We start from the raw sequence: 16,295 nt of genomic DNA, 5'->3' as shown, positions 1-16,295 counted from the left end.
GTGGGAGCGGGCTTGCCCGCGAAGCAGGTTACGCGATGGATGGCACCGGCTTTGCCGGTGTTCGCGGCTAAAGCCGCTCCTACAGGGGTCGCGCCCGCTGCTGGGATAGTGCCTAGGACTACCTTAGTCGTAGTATGTCTCTAGAGGGCTCTCGGTAGAGCTTCCGCAGCCAGATTTTTGCCATCTTACCCCTAAATTGCACAGCCATCAGGCGTTGACAGCCCACTTCCCCCCTGCTAATAATCGCCCATAGTTGTACGACAACACATAACAAAAACAACAATCCGTGGACGAACCCATGTCGACACCCATCCCGCTGCACCCACGCCTGTTGCACACCCCTCTTCCCCCGGCCAGCTCGCGTACCCCAGCCAGTACGTAGCGCCCGGTTACCGCGCATTCACCCCTGGCCCTGACCGGCCCGTTATCTACCCGCCCCTACCGCAGGCCGCTTGCGCGTGCCCGGTGGACGGGCTGCCACACCCTTAGGGAGCACAACAATAATGAAAATCTGCCACACCCTGCCCTTCGCCCTGCTTGGCGCCGGGGTTATCGCCGGCCTGCCGGGCACCAGCCTGGCTGCGGGATTTGTCGAAGACAGCAAGGCCACCCTCGGGTTGCGCAACTTCTACATCAACCGCAACTTCACCAACCCCAGCAACCCGCAAAGCAAGGCCGAGGAGTGGACGCAAAGCTTCATTCTCGATGCCCGCTCGGGGTTCACCGAAGGGCCCATCGGCTTTGGCGTTGATGTGCTGGGGATGTGGTCGGTCAAGCTCGACGGTGGTGGCGGCACTTATGGTACGGCGTTGCTGCCTCGCCATGACGATGGCCGGCCAGCCGGCGATTACGGGCGCCTGGCAGTGGCGGGCAAGGCGCGTATTTCCAAGACCGAACTGAAGATCGGTGAATGGATGCCGGTGCTGCCGATTCTGCGTTCGGACGACGGGCGTTCGTTGCCGCAAACATTTCGTGGCGGGCAGGTGACCTCCAACGAAATCGCCGGGCTGACCCTGTACGGCGGCCAGTTCCGCGGCAACAGCCCGCGTAACGACGCGAGCATGGAAGACATGAGCTACGGCGGCGGCGTGTCGGACCGCTTCAACTTCGTCGGCGGCGAGTACAAGTTCAACCAGGACCGCACGCTGGTGGGGCTTTGGAATGCGGTGCTGAAGGACGTGTACCAGCAGCAATACCTGCAACTGAGCCACAGCCAGCCGGTGGGTGACTGGACCCTGGGTGCGAACCTGGGCTACTTCCATGGCGACGAGGACGGCTCCGAGCGCGCCGGGCAGCTGGACAACAAGACCTACTCGGGGATGTTCTCGGCCAAGTACGGCGGCAGCACCTTCTGGGTGGGGCTGCAGAAAGTCGATGGTGATACCTGGATGCGGGTGAACGGCACCAGTGGCGGGACCTTGGCCAACGATAGTTACAACTCCAGCTTCGACAATGCCAACGAGCGTTCGTGGCAGGTGCGCCATGACTTCAACTTCGTCACCGTCGGGGTACCGGGGTTGACCCTGATGAACCGCTACATCAGCGGGCGCGATGTGCACAGCGGGGGCGTGACCGATGGCAAGGAGTGGGTGCGTGAAACGGAGCTTGCGTATGTGATCCAGAGCGGGGCGTTCAAGGATTTGAGCGTGAAATGGCGTAACTCGTCGATTCGCCGGGATTACAGCAATAACGAGTTCGATGAGAACCGGTTGATCTTCAACTATCCATTGTCGCTGCTCTGATCAAGACCTGCGGGTTTACCCGCGAATACGGTGGCGATGGAAACGGTGAACGACAGGTGGAGATTGGCCAGCAGGGCCGGCCCTTTCGCGGGTGAACCCGCTCCTACAACGGCCTGTGCCCAACCACCGACCTGTGTCCAACATTGATCAGGTGTAGGAGCGGGTTTACCCGCGAATACGGTGGTGGCGGCAACGGTGAACGACGGGTGGAGATTGGCCAGCAGGGCCGGCCTCTTCGCGGGTAAACCCGCTCCTAAGGGCGACCGCGCAGGCCTTTCGTATTTTTACACGCGAAAAGGCCGGCAAAAGCCGCCCAAGCCTCATTGACAACACACAGAACCACCGCCAATAATCAGCCAAGTCATACGACAACCTACAACAATTAACAACAAGAGCTGGCCATGACCACTACTCCCTTCAATCGCCTGCTGCTCACCGGAGCCGCAGGCGGCCTGGGCAAGGTCCTTCGCGAACGCCTGCAAGGCTACGCCGAGGTCCTGCGCCTGTCTGATATCAGCCCCATGGCCCCGGCCGCGGGCCCGCATGAAGAAGTCATTACCTGCGACCTGGCCGACAAGGCTGCGGTGCATGCCCTGGTCGAGGGCGTAGACGCCATCCTCCACTTCGGCGGGGTTTCTACCGAGCACGCCTTCGAAGAGATTCTCGGCCCGAATATCTGCGGCGTGTTCCACGTGTACGAGGCGGCGCGCAAGCATGGGGTCAAGCGCATCATCTTCGCCAGCTCCAACCACACCATCGGTTTCTATCGCCAGGATGAGCGCATCGACGCTCACGCGCCGCGCCGTCCCGACAGCTATTACGGGCTGTCCAAGTGCTACGGCGAAGATGTGGCCAGCTTCTATTTTGACCGCTACGGCATCGAGACCGTCAGCATTCGCATCGGCTCGTCGTTCCCGCAGCCACAGAACCCGCGCATGCTCTGCACTTGGCTGAGCTACGACGACCTGGTGCAGTTGATCGAACGCGGGCTGTCCACCCCCGGCGTTGGTCACACCATTGTCTATGGCGCGTCCGACAATCGCACCGTGTGGTGGGACAACCGCCATGCCGCGCACCTGGGCTATGTACCCAAGGACAGCTCCGAAACCTTCCGCGCTGCCGTGGAGGCCCAACCGGCCCCTGCCGCCGATGACCCGAGCATGGTCTACCAAGGCGGCGCTTTCGCCGTGGCCGGCCCGTTCAACTGACCCCAAGCCAAGAGGCACGGCATGAACTGCGAACTAATCGTCGACGCCCGCAACGGTACCGGCGAAAGCCCTGTGTGGCACCCCGGTGAACAGGCCTTGTACTGGGTAGACATTCCCGCTCGCCAGTTGCATCGCTGGCAAGCGGCCGATGGCAAACACCAGTGCTGGCAGGGCGACGAGATGCTGGCCTGTATAGCCCGCAGCGGTCAGGGTTGGGTTGCGGGCATGGAAAGCGGCATCTTTCAGCTCCAGGCCATGGCGGACGGCAGCCTGGACAGCCGGCTGCTCAGCAACGTGCAGCACGCTCAGGCCGGCATGCGCTTCAACGATGGCCGCTGCGACCGTCAGGGCCGCTTCTGGGCCGGGACCATGCTGCTGGACATGCAGCAAGGTGCCCACGTGGGCGCGCTGTACCGGCTGGACGGCGAAGGCCAGCTGCACCTGCAGCAGGACGGCATGATCGTGCCCAACGGCCTGACCTTCAGCCCCGACGGCACGCGCATGTACCTGTCCGACTCGCACCCGAACGTGCAGAAGGTGTGGGCTTTCGACTACGACATCGACAGCGGCACACCGCACAACAAACGGCTGTTCATCGACATGCGCGACTACCCCGGCCGCCCGGATGGTGCCGCCATCGACCAGGACGGCTGCTACTGGATCTGCGGCAACGACGCCGGGCAGATCCACCGTTTCACCCCCGAAGGTCGCCTCGACCGATCGCTCCGCGTGCCGGTGAAAAAGCCGGCAATGTGTGCCTTTGGCGGCGCCAGCCTGGACATTCTGTACGTTACCTCGATCCGCCCCACGGGCATCGACCTCAGCGACCAGCCCCTGGCTGGCGGGGTATTTGCCCTCGACCCTGGCACCAAGGGCCTGGAGGAACCTGCCTACCGGGGCTGACGCCCCCTAGCCATACCCACACTTGTACCCACGAAACCAGATAATAAAAACCACGGAGTTTCATCATGACGTTCAAACGCAAGCTGCTCCTTGCCGTACTCCCGTTCGCCTTCAGCGTGGCCATGCCTGCTTCGGCGCTGGACATCAAGTTCGCCGAAATTCACCCGGCCGGGTACCCGACCGTGGTGGCGGAACAGAACATGGGTAAAAAGCTGGAAGACGCCAGCAATGGCGAAATCACCTTCAAGATGTTCGCCGGCGGCGTTCTGGGTTCTGAAAAGGAAGTGATCGAACAGGCACAGATCGGTGCCGTGCAAATGACCCGTGTCAGCTTAGGGATAGTCGGCCCGGTGGTGCCGGATGTGAACGTGTTCAACATGCCGTTCGTGTTCCGCGACCATGATCACATGCGCAAGATCATCGACGGCGAGATCGGCCAGGAAATTCTCGACAAGATCACCAATTCCGATTTCAACCTGGTAGCCCTGGCCTGGATGGATGGGGGCTCGCGCAGCATCTACACGAAAAAGCCGGTACGCAGCCTGGAAGACCTCAAGGGCATGAAGATTCGCGTACAGGGCAACCCGCTGTTCATCGACATGATGAACGCCATGGGCGGCAACGGCATCGCCATGGACACCGGGGAAATCTTCAGTGCCCTGCAGACTGGCGTGATCGATGGTGCCGAGAACAACCCGCCCACGCTACTTGAGCACAACCACTTCCAGAGCGCCAAGTACTACACCCTCACTGGCCACCTGATCCTCCCGGAGCCGGTTGTGATGTCCAAGACCACCTGGAACAAGCTCAGCCCCGAGCAGCAGGCGCTGGTGAAGAAGGTGGCGCGTGAAGCACAGATGGAAGAGCGCGCGCTGTGGGATGCCAAGACCGCCGCCAGCGAAGAGAAGCTCAAGGCCGCCGGTGTCGAATTCATTACCGTCGACAAGAAGCCGTTCTACGACGCCACCGCTTCGGTACGCGAAAAATACGGCGCGCAGTACGCCGACCTGATGAAACGTATCAACGCTGTCCAGTAACCGCGCCCCTTCCCGAACGACCTCGGCAGCGCGGCGCCCGCCGCATTGCCGCTTTGGTGATGCCCATGAAAAACCTGTTCCTGCGTGTGAACGACACGCTGTACTGCACCTGCACCTGGGTTGCCGGCCTGTCGATCCTGACCATGTCACTGATCATTCCGTGGGGCATCTTCGCCCGCTACGTGCTCGGCACCGGCGCCAGCTGGCCGGAGCCAGTAGCCATCCTGCTGATGGTGGTGTTCACCTTCGTCGGCGCCGCCGCAAGCTACCGGGCCGGGGCACACATGGCGGTGACGATGATCACCGACCGCCTGCCACCGCTGCAGCGCAGCCTGGCCGCGCTACTGGTGCAAGTGTTGATGATTCTGGTGTGCGTGTTCATGACCTACTACGGCACCAAGCTGTGCATCACCACCTGGAACCAGTTTCTGGCGTCACTGCCGGGGGTGCGGGTGGGCATGACCTATGCGCCGATCCCGATCGGTGGCGTGCTGACCCTGGTCTTTGTGCTGGAAAGGCTCCTGCTGGGCGATCAGAGCCACCGCAAGGTAGTGCGCTTCGACCACCTGGAAGAAAACGAAGGAGCAGCATAAATGGATGCGTTCATTCTGTTGGGCAGCTTCATTGCCCTTATTCTGCTGGGCATGCCAGTGGCCTACGCCCTGGGCCTGTCGGCGTTGATTGGCGCCTGGTGGATCGACATCCCGCTGCAGGCGATGATGATCCAGGTGGCCAGTGGGGTTAACAAATTCTCGCTGCTGGCGATTCCGTTCTTCGTGCTGGCCGGTGCGATCATGGCCGAAGGCGGAATGTCACGGCGACTGGTGGCGTTTGCCGGGGTACTGGTGGGCTTCGTGCGTGGCGGGCTGTCGCTGGTCAACATCATGGCCTCGACCTTCTTCGGCGCAATCTCCGGCTCGTCGGTGGCGGACACCGCGTCGGTGGGTTCGGTGCTGATCCCGGAGATGGAGCGCAAAGGCTACCCGCGCGAGTTCTCCACCGCCGTGACCGTCAGCGGCTCGGTACAGGCGCTGCTGACTCCGCCCAGCCACAACTCGGTGCTGTACTCGCTGGCGGCGGGCGGTACGGTTTCCATTGGCTCGCTGTTCATGGCAGGTGTGATGCCCGGGTTGCTGCTGAGCGCCGTGATGATGGGCCTGTGCCTGATCTTTGCCAAGAAGCGCAACTACCCCAAGGGTGAAGTGATCCCGATGCGCCAGGCGTTGAAGATAGCCGGCGAAGCGCTGTGGGGCCTGATGGCCATGGTGATCATTCTGGGCGGCATTCTGTCGGGCATGTTCACCGCGACCGAATCGGCAGCAGTGGCGGTGGTGTGGTCGTTCTTCGTGACCATGTTCATCTACCGCGACTACAAGTGGCGCGACCTGCCCAAGCTGATGCACCGCACGGTACGGACCATCTCGATCGTGATGATCCTCATCGGCTTTGCTGCCAGTTTTGGTTACGTGATGACGCTGATGCAGATCCCGTCAAAGATCACCACGGCGTTTCTGACCCTCTCGGACAACCGCTATGTGGTCCTGATGTGCATCAACTTCATGCTGTTGCTGCTGGGCACGGTGATGGACATGGCGCCGCTGATCCTGATTCTTACGCCGATCCTGTTGCCGGTGATCACCGGTATCGGCGTGGACCCGGTGCACTTTGGCATGATCATGCTGGTGAACCTGGGCATCGGGCTGATCACACCGCCGGTGGGCGCCGTGCTGTTCGTCGGCTCAGCCATCGGCAAGGTGAGCATCGAGTCGACGATCAAGGCAATGCTGCCGTTCTACCTGGCGCTGTTCATGGTGCTGATGGCGGTGACCTACATTCCGGCCATCTCGCTGTGGCTGCCCAGTGTGGTGCTGTAAATAAAACCGGGGCTGCGATGGGCTGCAAAGCAGCCCCCTTGGCCCTACCTGCAACGGATCCTGCACATGGCTGCCCCCTCCTCGGCTGTACCTCTATTCCCACGCAAACTGGCAATCGCCTTGCTGGCCCTGCTGGCCTGTTCATTCGCCGGCAACCACATTGCCGCTCGCATCGCATTCGACAACGGCACCGGCGTGCTGCTGGCCATTCTCTGCCGTTCAGGTATTACCTTGCTGGTGCTTGCCTGCCTGCTGCTGTGGCAACGCCAGGCCCTGAGCCTGCCCGCCGGTACCCGGCATTGGCAACTGCTGCTCGGCCTGCTGATCGCCACCCAAAGCCTGTGCCTTTATTCGGCAGTCGCACGCATTCCGGTAGCCCTGGCGCTGCTGGTGGGCAACACGTTCCCGATGCTGCTGGCGCTGCTCACATGGGCACTGGGCGGTGCACGCCCCACCGGCCGCACGGTGTTGTTCATGGGCCTGATTCTGTGCGGCCTGGTACTGGCGCTGGATGTGCCGGCACACCTGGCCGACAGCGCTGCGGCCAACCCGCACTGGGCATTAGGGGTAAGCCTGGCTTTCGGCGCGGCCTGTGCCTTTGCCTGTGCCTTGTGGATCACCGACCAAAAACTGGCTGCCGTGCGCGGCCCTGTACGCAGCCTGCTGACCCTGCTGATCGTGTTCTCCAGCATGCTGGTTGCAGGCGCAAGCGGGGTGATCCCATCCGGTCTGTCACTGCCAGGCAGCAGCAGTGGCTGGGCGGCCCTGGCCACTCTGGTAGTGCTGTATGGCCTGGCCTTCAGCTTGCTGTTCGTCTGTGTCCCTCGCCTGAACATGGCGCAGAACGCACCGGTAATGAACGTTGAACCCATCGCCACGTTGTTGCTGGGCTGGGCCTTGCTCGACCAGCACCTGAGCACTGTGCAGCTGGTCGGCGGCGCGGTGGTGGTGTGCGGTATCGTGCTGCTCACCTACCGCCGGGCCAAATGATTGATCTTCCACAAAGGAGCCCTGCATGGCTGTGACCGAACTGCACCTGCAAGACCGCCTGACACACCTGAGCCTGGCCCCGGAAGTGGGCGCCAGCCTGGTCAACTGGCAGGTAAAGGCGACCGGGCAGGCACTGCTGCGCCATACCGACGCGGCCGCGCTGGCCAGCGGTACACCCCGACGCCTGGCCTGCTACCCGCTGGCGCCGTGGTCCAACCGTATTGGCGAGGGTGGCTTTGCCCGGCCCGAGGGGTGGCAGGCACTGTTAGCGAATACCGGACATGACCCTTACCCGATTCATGGCAGTGCCTGGCAACAGGCCTGGCAGGTAGAACACCACAGTGAACAGCAAGCTCGGTTGACGCTGGACAGTGCCGTGCCGTTTGCCTACCAGGCCACGCTGGATGTGCACCTGCATGAGGGTTGCCTGAACCTGGACCTGCATGTGATGCACCAGGGTGAGCCAGCTACCTGGTATGGCCTGGGGCTGCATCCCTACTTTCCGCGGTATCCCGATACCAAGTTGTACGCAACTGCGCGCAAGGTGTGGCTGGCCGAGGATGGGAGGTTGCCTTCGTACGAGGCCGAGGTGCCTGAGCAATGGCGTTTCAATGCCATGAGGCGTTTGCCCGAGGCAGTGGTTGATCACGCCTTCAGTGGCTGGCCAGGGGAGTGCGTGATCGAACAGCCCAGCGCGGGTTATCGACTGGCGTGCAGTGCCAACGAGGCTGGACACTTCTTGCTGTTTTGCCCGCAAGGACAAGGTTTTTTCTGCTTTGAGCCGGTTAGCCACCCCATCAACGCGCACCACCTGCCAGGGCGGCCAGGGTTGCGATTGTTGCACCGGGGGGAGGCAATGAACCTGGCGTTCAGGATGCAGTATCAGGCGTTGTGAGCGGGTTGCGTGAAAAACGGCCGCCACGGTATCAAACATTGTTTCGCATCATTTCTCGACGCGATGCAGGTTCTCAATCCAGCTGCTGATCGCGCAAACCTTGCGCCAGCATGTCGATAAAGGCCCTGACCTTGGCCGAACCGTACTTGCTTTCGCGGTGCAGCACATGAATGGGCCAGGGCGCCTCTTCGTACTCGGCCAGCAGCACCTGCAGCTGCCCGCTGGCCAGTTCGTCTACGACCTGATACGACAGCAGCCGGGCAATGCCCAGCCCGCCGCTGGCAGCGGCGATTGCCCCGTCATTGCTGGTTACCGTCAGCCGTGGCTTCATGCGCACCAAGGTCGGCTCGTCGGTCACGCCGAAGCGCCAACCGGCCCGCGGCGACAGGTTGGTGGTGCCGATTACCGCGTGCCCGGCCAGGTCAGACGGGTGCTTTGGCACACCATGACGCGCCAGGTAGTCGGGGGAGGCACACAACATGCGCCGCACCCTGCCCACCCGCAGCGCCTTCAACCCGGAGTCGGGCAACGGCCCGATGCGCACGGCCACGTCCATGCCCTCCTCGACCATGTTCACCACGCGGTCGAGGAAGTACGCGGAAACATCGACTTCCGGGTACTGCTGCAGGTAACGGACGATGCACGGCATGACGAACTTCCTGCCGAACAGGATCGGCGCGGTCACCGCCAGATCGCCCCTGGGGGTCGCGTTGATGCCGGCAGCGGCTTCATTGGCCTCGTGGATGCTGGCGAGGATGTGCCGGGTATCTTCCAGATAACGGCCGCCGGCCTCGGTCAGGCGCACGCTGCGAGTTGTGCGCAGCAACAGCTTGACCCCTAGCTGCTCTTCCAGGGCGCTGACGGCGCGGGTGACAGCGGCCGGGGAAATGTCCAGACGGCGGGCAGCCGCGGCGAAGCTTTCCAGCTCGCCGACGGCGACGAACACCTTCATCAGGTGGATCTGGTCCATGCGGGCTCCTGAGGGCTATGGGGCGTGCGGATTATCTTTCATCTGGATGCCTGGTGTTAGCTGTGCCGGCCTCTTCGCGGGCAAGCCCGTTCCTGCGACTGGCTTGAATCAAACATCCAGCACCAGCGCCTGCATCCCCTCCTCAACTTTCGCGGGCACAGCACAACAGATCAGCACCGAACCCGCCTCCGGCAGCTCTGCCGGCGGATTTGGATAATGCACCTGGCCGCTCACCAGTCGGGTCTTGCAGGTACCACACGAACCACCCCGGCAACTGAACTCCGGGGTCAGCCCACGCGCCTCGGCCAGTTCCAGCAAGGTGCCGCTACCGGGAACCCAGCGTGCCTCCTTGGCCGACGCGGCAAAATACACCGGCACCGGTTCGTCGGCGGCAGGCGGCTGTTGCAAGATTGGCTGGTCTGCATCGGTGTGCCGCCGCAGCGTCGACGGGCCAAATGCTTCGGCGTGAATCCGCGCATCCGGCACATGCACCCCACGCAGCCCTTCGTAAAGTTGCTGGGTGAAGCTGCCCGGCCCACACAGGTAGAAATCGTAGTCGTCCAACGCCAGCGTTGCCTTGACCTGTTCGATACCCAACCGACCGGCGAACTCATAATCACGGCCAAGCTGCGCGTGCCCTTCAGGCTGGCTCAGGGCGCGGTGTACATGCAGCAGATCGCCAGCCTGTTGCCGCAAGGTCGTCAGTTCCTGCTGGAACGGCAAGTCAGCCAGGCTGCGTGCGCCATGGAACAGATGAATGCGCCGGGCCTGCCCCGTGCTCAACTGCTGGCGCAGCATGGCCAGCAGCGGCGTGATGCCCACGCCCGCACCGATCAGCACCAACGGCCGCGTACTTTGCTGGTCAAGCGTGAAGCTGCCCATCGGCGGACGTACATTCAACACATCGCCGGCCACAACGTGCTCATGCAGATACCGCGAAGCCGGGCCCTGGGCTTTGACGCTGATGCGCAAGAACCCATCGGCCGGGGCACTTGAAAGGCTGTAGGTACGAATCAGCGCCGCTTCGCCATCACGCGGCACTTGCACAGGCAGATGCTGGCCAGGGGCAAAGGCCACACGGCAGCCTGCCGGTGATTCGAGATAGAACGAGCGGATGTCGCGGCTTTCCTGCTCCACCCGCAGCACCCGCCAGGCCAGCCATTGGCGCTGTTGTTGCCGCTGCTCCAGGCGCGCATCGGCCTCGGCCCAGGTACCGGTCATCAGACTGGTCGGCGCGTATTCCTTGAAAGCCCAGCGCAGGGCAACAGCAGCCGGGCGCCACACCATCTGCTCGACCTGCAGTGTCCATAACCGCTCCGCGCCTTCAAAGGCCTGGATGGCCGGGCTGTCCAGCAGCACCTCGGCATGCCCGTACAGTTGCAACACATTGCCATTTTTAAAGTCGATGAACAGCAAGCCGGCCCGCGGGTTGACCACCAGGTTACCCAAGGTGTTGAAATGCAGATTGCCAGCATAGTCGGGAATGGTGAGCCGATTGCCTTCGACCTTGATGAACCCTGGCCGGCCACCACGGTGGGAGACATCCACCGAGCGCTGGCCGTCAGCATGCTCGACATAGCTGGCGACGAAGAAGGTATCGGCGGCCTCGATCATGCTGACGGTTGAGGTATCCAGTGTTGTCGCATCGAAGCGCCCGAGGGCGGGTTCGGTGACGCGGGTGTAGTCACGCAACTGGATGTACTGCGGGCAGTTGCCAAACGCCTGCTCTACGGCCACTTGCAGTTGCCCCTGTGCAGCGTGGCGGATCTGCCCGTTGATGCGATTGCGCCGACGGGTGTGCAGTTCGATCCCCAGCAGACCGACGGCCTGCCCGGCTGCCAACCCGGGGGTGGCGGGGTCCTCCGCTGGCAACGTGGTGTGGATCGTGAGCATACGAGGGTCGGGCGAGCTTACGAACCCTTCTGGCCCTTCCAGCAGCGTGGCCCAAGGCCGGCCCTGGGCATCCACACTGGCGGCGACCATGAACGGTAACTGGTGATAGAACGCTCGGTGCTGGTCGGGCATGTGGTCACGAATGACCTTTTGCCCGAACGCCTCCATGCGTTCTGCTACACCGACCTTTTCCTGCAGGGTCTTTTCACCCGCATGCCAGGGTGAGGGGCGGTGATCAGGAGACTGTTGCATGGCGGCGCTCCTCGCGATGGCGGGGTTTCAGGCGTGGGTTTGCAGCCCGATCACGGTGCGCGGCATGGGGACGAAACGCGGCAGTGCCTCGATCCGCGCCAGCCAGTTGCGCACATTGGCATACGGCTCCAGCGACACATTGCCCTCCGGGGCGTGAGCGATGTAGGAGTAGTTGGCAATGTCCGCGATGGTGGGTGTGCTACCCGCCAGGAATGGCGTGTTGGCCAACTCGGCATCGATCACCTTGAGCAAGGTGTGGGCGCGGGAAATCACTTCGTCGGTATTGAACGAAGCCCCGAACACCGTGACCAGGCGGGCGGCTGCCGGGCCAAAGGCCAGCGGGCCGGCGGCGACCGATAGCCAGCGTTGCACACGGGCGGCGGCGGCAGGTTCTTCGGGCAGCCAGGTACCGTTGTCATACTTTTTGGCCAGGTAGACGAGGATGGCGTTGGAGTCGGCAATCACCGTGCCGTTGTCATCGATGACTGGAACCTGGCCGAACGGGTTGAGGGCAAGGAAGTCCGGCTGCTTGTGGGCGCCTTTGGCCAAGTCGACGAACACCAACTCTGAGGGCAGGTTCAGTAGCGAGAGCATCAACTCGATGCGATGGGCATGGCCAGACTTGGGGAAGTTGTAGAGCTTGATCGGGTTCGACATGGGCTTGGCTCCTGGTCAGCGCCGGGATGGGGCTGATGGAGCACATGCTGCACTGGATCGGCTGGCAGCAGAATCAGTGCGCAGGGGAAACCATAATTTCGCGGGGCGGAATAATGGTTTCCAAACACTGCGCTGGCACCCGCAGGTGAGCGCTAGCCGATGCAACTATCAGATCAGTGCAGCTTTTTGAAATGTCGGAACAACCCACGCGCAGCCTCGACCACCTGCGGCACGCAGGCCTGGATATCCTCTTCGCTCATCTGGTCCAGCAGCTCGAAATTATCCTCCAGCCCATGTAGCGAAATGGCCTTGAGCAGCAAGGCCTGCTCCGGTGGCAACTCGCCCCAACCGGCAATCTGGGTACCGCGCATGTAGCCGAAACACCACTCCTCCATCACGATCACAGTGCCCTGCTCGCCTTCGCGTTCCTCGAACAGCGGTTCGAACTGGTCGACCTCATTGCTCAGTTCTTCTGCCACCTGGCTGGCATAACGCAGCATCAATGCCGTGTAGGCCTCCTCATGGGCGGGCTTCTTGAACTTCGGTACCTTGCCACCCGCCACTGCGGGCAACCATTGTTCCGGGAGGACAGTGACCGGCGAACTGGCCAACGCGACGAAAAAGCCATTGAGCTCGGCCAGGTTCAGCACCGAGTAGTCATTGCCATAGGTGATCAGCAGGTCTTCGAGGCGGTCGAGTTCTTTTTCACTGAGTACGGGGAGCATGGGTAAGAATCCTGGGATGCAAAAGTGTGTGCACCCTAGCACAGCAACGCCGGAAGGGCTGCCCGCGCGAATGATCGCGCGGGCAGAAGGCTCAGGAGTGCAACCAGTCCTGCAGCTCATGCTGTCGGCCGGTGCCGATCAGCAGCCACAGCAAGATGCGGCATTTGCGCGGGCAGAGTTGCCCAGCCATGTACACGCCTTTTTTCTGCAGGTCGATCTCTGCACCAGCAAACCCGTAGGTTGCCCGGGCTGTAGGCCCTCTCCCTGTGCGCGTAGCAACCATGACCGGCACGGTGGGCGCCAGGTGTTCCAGCACTTCGGACCAACTGGCGGAAACATGACCAGCACCGAAACCGGCGATGACCACCCCCTCATAACCCAATGTGGCCACAGCCTGCAGCAGCGCCGTATCTGCGTCCAGGCAGGCTTCCAGCAGGGCAACGCGCTGGTCGGTGCGATACGGTAACGGCAACACCTCCCGTCGCCCGGGCGGATGGCGATACAACACATCACCCTCCAGAACGTCACCCAACGGGCCAAATCCGGGCGACTCGAATGCCGCCATCGCCACGCTGGCCGTCTTGCGAACCCTTGCCGCGCTGTGGACCTGATCGTTCATGACCACAAGCACACCTCGCCCACGGCTGTGTTGTGCCAATGCAACCTGAGCCGCAGCCAACAAGTTGGCCGGCCCATCATTGCCCGGCTGACTCGCCGAGCGCATGGCACCGGTCATCACCAATGGCACATCGAATGACCAGAGCAGGTCCAGGAAATAGGCCGTTTCCTCAAGGCTGTCGGTCCCTTGGCTCAATACCAAGGCCTGAGCCCCGCGCTCCACTTCGCCCCGGGCCCATGCCAACACCTCCAGCAACGTCGCGAAGCCCAGCGATGCACTGGGGAGCAGACACAATGAAGCAACGTTCAACTGCGCCATCTCGCGCAACTGTGGAACCTGAAGCAGTTGCCGCTCACAATCCAGGCTTGGCGTCACACCACCCCCGACAGCACCGGCCCGCATACTGACCGTGCCGCCCAGAGTGGCGATCGACAGCCTGGGCAGGCTCGAATGTTCACTCATGCTGCTCCCCCCACAAGCAATCCGGTTACAGGCACGATTCCCAGCGTGCAGACGGCCATCGACATCACATTGCCGATGTAGCCATGCACATAGGCCGGCAACCGCTGAGTGATCGCCACTGCCAGCGGCGGAGCCACCAGTGCACCCAGTACTGCACTGATCACCACCACTTGCCAGCTGCCGCCATGTGTCAACACCGCAGCGGGGACGATCGACACAATCGGAATGTAGGTAGGGTACCACCCACGGGCTTTCCACTGTCCACGCCAGCATACAACCCCGACCAGGGATGCCAGGGCCTGCCCGGCCACTATTTGCATCACCAGCATAGAACCGTAGGACAGTGCAGCCGGGCTCAACAGGTAAGCCAGCAACACACCCAGCAGTAGCCCGAGGCTGGCCAGTTCATTACCAAAGAATGGGGCTTCGCTGAAGTCGGCCAGAACGCGCCGCAAAGTCCAGACCACACCGTAGTCAGGCTGATTGACAACCGGCTCCACGACGGTGGGTTCACGGCATTGGCGTACCCATGAAGGAAAGCGCTTGCACAGGATGAAGGCCACGACGCTTGCCACAGCCATGCCACTCACATTGCCCACTACCACGGGCAACTGCAGGGGATAACACAGGTAATTGACCATCAGCAGGCTGGCCGGTGTTACCAGTAGAGCCCCCAGTAGCGCCCCCGTGATCGTCACCCGCCAGCCCGCACCAAAAAGCAAGACCATGGCTGCCGGCAATGACACGAAGGCAACGAAGGTAGGTTGCCAAGTACCACTGGCCAAGGTCCATCCCCACAACACATGACTTAGCAGCAAGCCCAAAAGCGAGCTGGTAAACACCCATGGCCATAATCCGCTGCCATAGCAAATGGCAAAGCCCTGCCAGCGGTATCCTCGCAGCTGCGCCCAGTGCGCCAGGCACGCGCCCAGCAGCAAGCCAAGCGCGGGCAGTTCGTGCTTGTAGAAAGCCACTTCACTGATATCACCAACAATCCAGCGCAAGCGGCTGAGCGGCTCATCGAGCGTCGCCACCCTCTGTGCATAATCCAGCCATTGGCCATGGGCAAGGCTTGCAGCGAAAAACACCAGCAGGCAGCCGAACATCAACACAAGCCAATGCTGCTGTCGTGAGAAGAAGAGCGTGTTCATTCGCAATTCCTCAGCGTGGCATAGGTGCATGCAAGCGATAGCCAAGGGTGGCATCGTAGAGGTCGGTGCGCCGGTCTCTTGGCAGGTCGTTGAGGCTGTTCCAGATCGGTGCCGAGCGTGCACTGCTCAAATCGACATCGGCATAGATAATCTCCTCGGCTTCTGCACTGCCCACCTCGCCGATCGGCCAGCCATTGGTACCGGCGATCAGCGAGCAGCCCAGGAAGCGCCCGCCCCGCTCGCTGCCGACACGGTTCGCGGCGGCGATATAAACGTTGTTGACATGGGCTGCCGTCATGGTCAGGTACGAAGCCATACAACGCCCTGCATCATCAAACAACGGCGGCGGGGTCCATACCCAGTTGTTGAGGCTGCAGATGATGTCGGCGCCTTGCGCGGCCATCACCCGGGGTACTTCCGGGAACCAGATGTCCCAGCAGATTAGCAGGCCGATACGGCCGATAGGCGTCTCGAATACCGGAAACCCCAAATCTCCGGGGGTGAACCAAAGCTTTTCCTGGTTCCACAGATGCGCCTTGCGGTAGTGCCCAAGCAGGCCTTCGGGGCCAAACAGCACTGCACTGTCGTAGAGCTTAAGCCCGTCGCGTTCGGCAAACCCCGCAGCCAGGTATACCTGGTATTGCTTGGCGAAGTCGGCCCAGGTTTTCAGGCAAGGGCCGTCCTGCAGCACCTGCGCATGGGAATAGGCTTCGGCACGGGAATTGAAGGTGTAGCCCGTGTTGGCCAGTTCAGGCAGTACGATCAGGTTGGCGCCTTCGCGTGCTGCGCGCCGGGCCAATGCCAGGCCTCTGCTCACGTTGCTCTCACAGTGCTCAAGACCGACCTGAGGGTCGTACTGGATGACAGCGATACGTACGGGGCTGACGGGGGAACAGGATTCAGACATGGCGGCTTCC

At 62.1% G+C, this 16,295-nt stretch carries 15 protein-coding genes; 8 read left to right on the top strand and 7 right to left on the bottom strand.

Annotated features, from left to right (window positions below):
• The first annotated feature begins 503 nt into the window (after window positions 1–503).
• The 8 genes from GST84_06265 (at window position 504) to GST84_06230 (ending at window position 8,649) form a co-directional block, all read left to right on the top strand.
• The gene (locus tag GST84_06265; protein ID XGB11985.1) at window positions 504–1,742 is read left to right on the top strand and encodes an outer membrane porin, OprD family; all 1,239 of its coding nucleotides are present in this window, start codon (window positions 504–506) and stop codon (window positions 1,740–1,742) included.
• A gap of 401 nt (window positions 1,743–2,143) precedes the next feature.
• The gene (locus tag GST84_06260) at window positions 2,144–2,950 is read left to right on the top strand and encodes an NAD-dependent epimerase/dehydratase family protein (protein ID XGB11984.1); all 807 of its coding nucleotides are present in this window, start codon (window positions 2,144–2,146) and stop codon (window positions 2,948–2,950) included.
• 21 nt (window positions 2,951–2,971) lie between these two features.
• Window positions 2,972–3,853, top strand: a complete 882-nt coding sequence (locus GST84_06255) for an SMP-30/gluconolactonase/LRE family protein (protein ID XGB11983.1) — start codon at window positions 2,972–2,974, stop codon at window positions 3,851–3,853.
• Window positions 3,854–3,918: 65 nt separating this feature from the next.
• Window positions 3,919–4,890: a DctP family TRAP transporter solute-binding subunit gene (locus GST84_06250; GenBank protein XGB11982.1), complete on the top strand. Its 972-nt coding sequence runs from the start codon at window positions 3,919–3,921 to the stop codon at window positions 4,888–4,890.
• Window positions 4,891–4,955: 65 nt separating this feature from the next.
• A complete protein-coding gene (locus tag GST84_06245; GenBank protein XGB11981.1) occupies window positions 4,956–5,483 on the top strand; it encodes a TRAP transporter small permease subunit in 528 nt (175 codons plus the stop codon).
• Window positions 5,484–6,764: a TRAP transporter large permease subunit gene (locus GST84_06240; protein ID XGB11980.1), complete on the top strand. Its 1,281-nt coding sequence runs from the start codon at window positions 5,484–5,486 to the stop codon at window positions 6,762–6,764.
• Between the two features lie 66 nt (window positions 6,765–6,830).
• Window positions 6,831–7,754, top strand: a complete 924-nt coding sequence (locus GST84_06235; GenBank protein ID XGB11979.1) for an EamA family transporter — start codon at window positions 6,831–6,833, stop codon at window positions 7,752–7,754.
• Between the two features lie 25 nt (window positions 7,755–7,779).
• Complete coding sequence (locus GST84_06230; GenBank protein XGB11978.1) at window positions 7,780–8,649, top strand: aldose 1-epimerase; 870 nt, start codon at window positions 7,780–7,782, stop codon at window positions 8,647–8,649.
• Between the two features lie 73 nt (window positions 8,650–8,722).
• Here the strand turns inward: GST84_06230 and GST84_06225 are convergent, their stop codons facing one another.
• The 7 genes from GST84_06225 to GST84_06195 form a co-directional block, all read right to left on the bottom strand.
• Complete coding sequence (locus GST84_06225; GenBank protein XGB11977.1) at window positions 8,723–9,619, bottom strand: LysR family transcriptional regulator; 897 nt, start codon at window positions 9,617–9,619, stop codon at window positions 8,723–8,725.
• Window positions 9,620–9,727: 108 nt separating this feature from the next.
• Entirely contained in the window at window positions 9,728–11,764 is a 2,037-nt protein-coding gene (locus tag GST84_06220; protein XGB11976.1) for a 2Fe-2S iron-sulfur cluster binding domain-containing protein, read from the bottom strand.
• 27 nt (window positions 11,765–11,791) lie between these two features.
• Complete coding sequence (locus GST84_06215) at window positions 11,792–12,421, bottom strand: glutathione S-transferase (protein XGB11975.1); 630 nt, start codon at window positions 12,419–12,421, stop codon at window positions 11,792–11,794.
• 173 nt (window positions 12,422–12,594) lie between these two features.
• Window positions 12,595–13,146 carry a UPF0149 family protein gene (locus GST84_06210; protein XGB11974.1) on the bottom strand — a complete coding sequence of 184 codons (552 nt, stop codon included), beginning with the start codon at window positions 13,144–13,146 and terminating at the stop codon, window positions 12,595–12,597.
• A 91-nt stretch (window positions 13,147–13,237) separates the two neighbouring features.
• A complete protein-coding gene (locus GST84_06205; protein XGB11973.1) occupies window positions 13,238–14,227 on the bottom strand; it encodes an asparaginase in 990 nt (329 codons plus the stop codon).
• Window positions 14,224–15,378 carry a hypothetical protein gene (locus GST84_06200; GenBank protein XGB11972.1) on the bottom strand — a complete coding sequence of 385 codons (1,155 nt, stop codon included), beginning with the start codon at window positions 15,376–15,378 and terminating at the stop codon, window positions 14,224–14,226. The genes GST84_06205 and GST84_06200 overlap by 4 nt, the downstream gene beginning before the upstream one ends.
• Before the next feature lie 10 nt (window positions 15,379–15,388).
• Entirely contained in the window at window positions 15,389–16,285 is an 897-nt protein-coding gene (locus GST84_06195; GenBank protein ID XGB11971.1) for a hydratase, read from the bottom strand.
• Window positions 16,286–16,295 lie beyond the last annotated feature (10 nt).

The organism is Pseudomonas putida, from assembly GCA_041879295.1.
Taxonomy (GTDB): Bacteria; Pseudomonadota; Gammaproteobacteria; order Pseudomonadales; family Pseudomonadaceae; genus Aquipseudomonas; species Aquipseudomonas putida_Y.
Note: the sequence above shows the minus strand (reverse complement) of the source record. Positions and strands in the feature narration are given on the sequence as shown.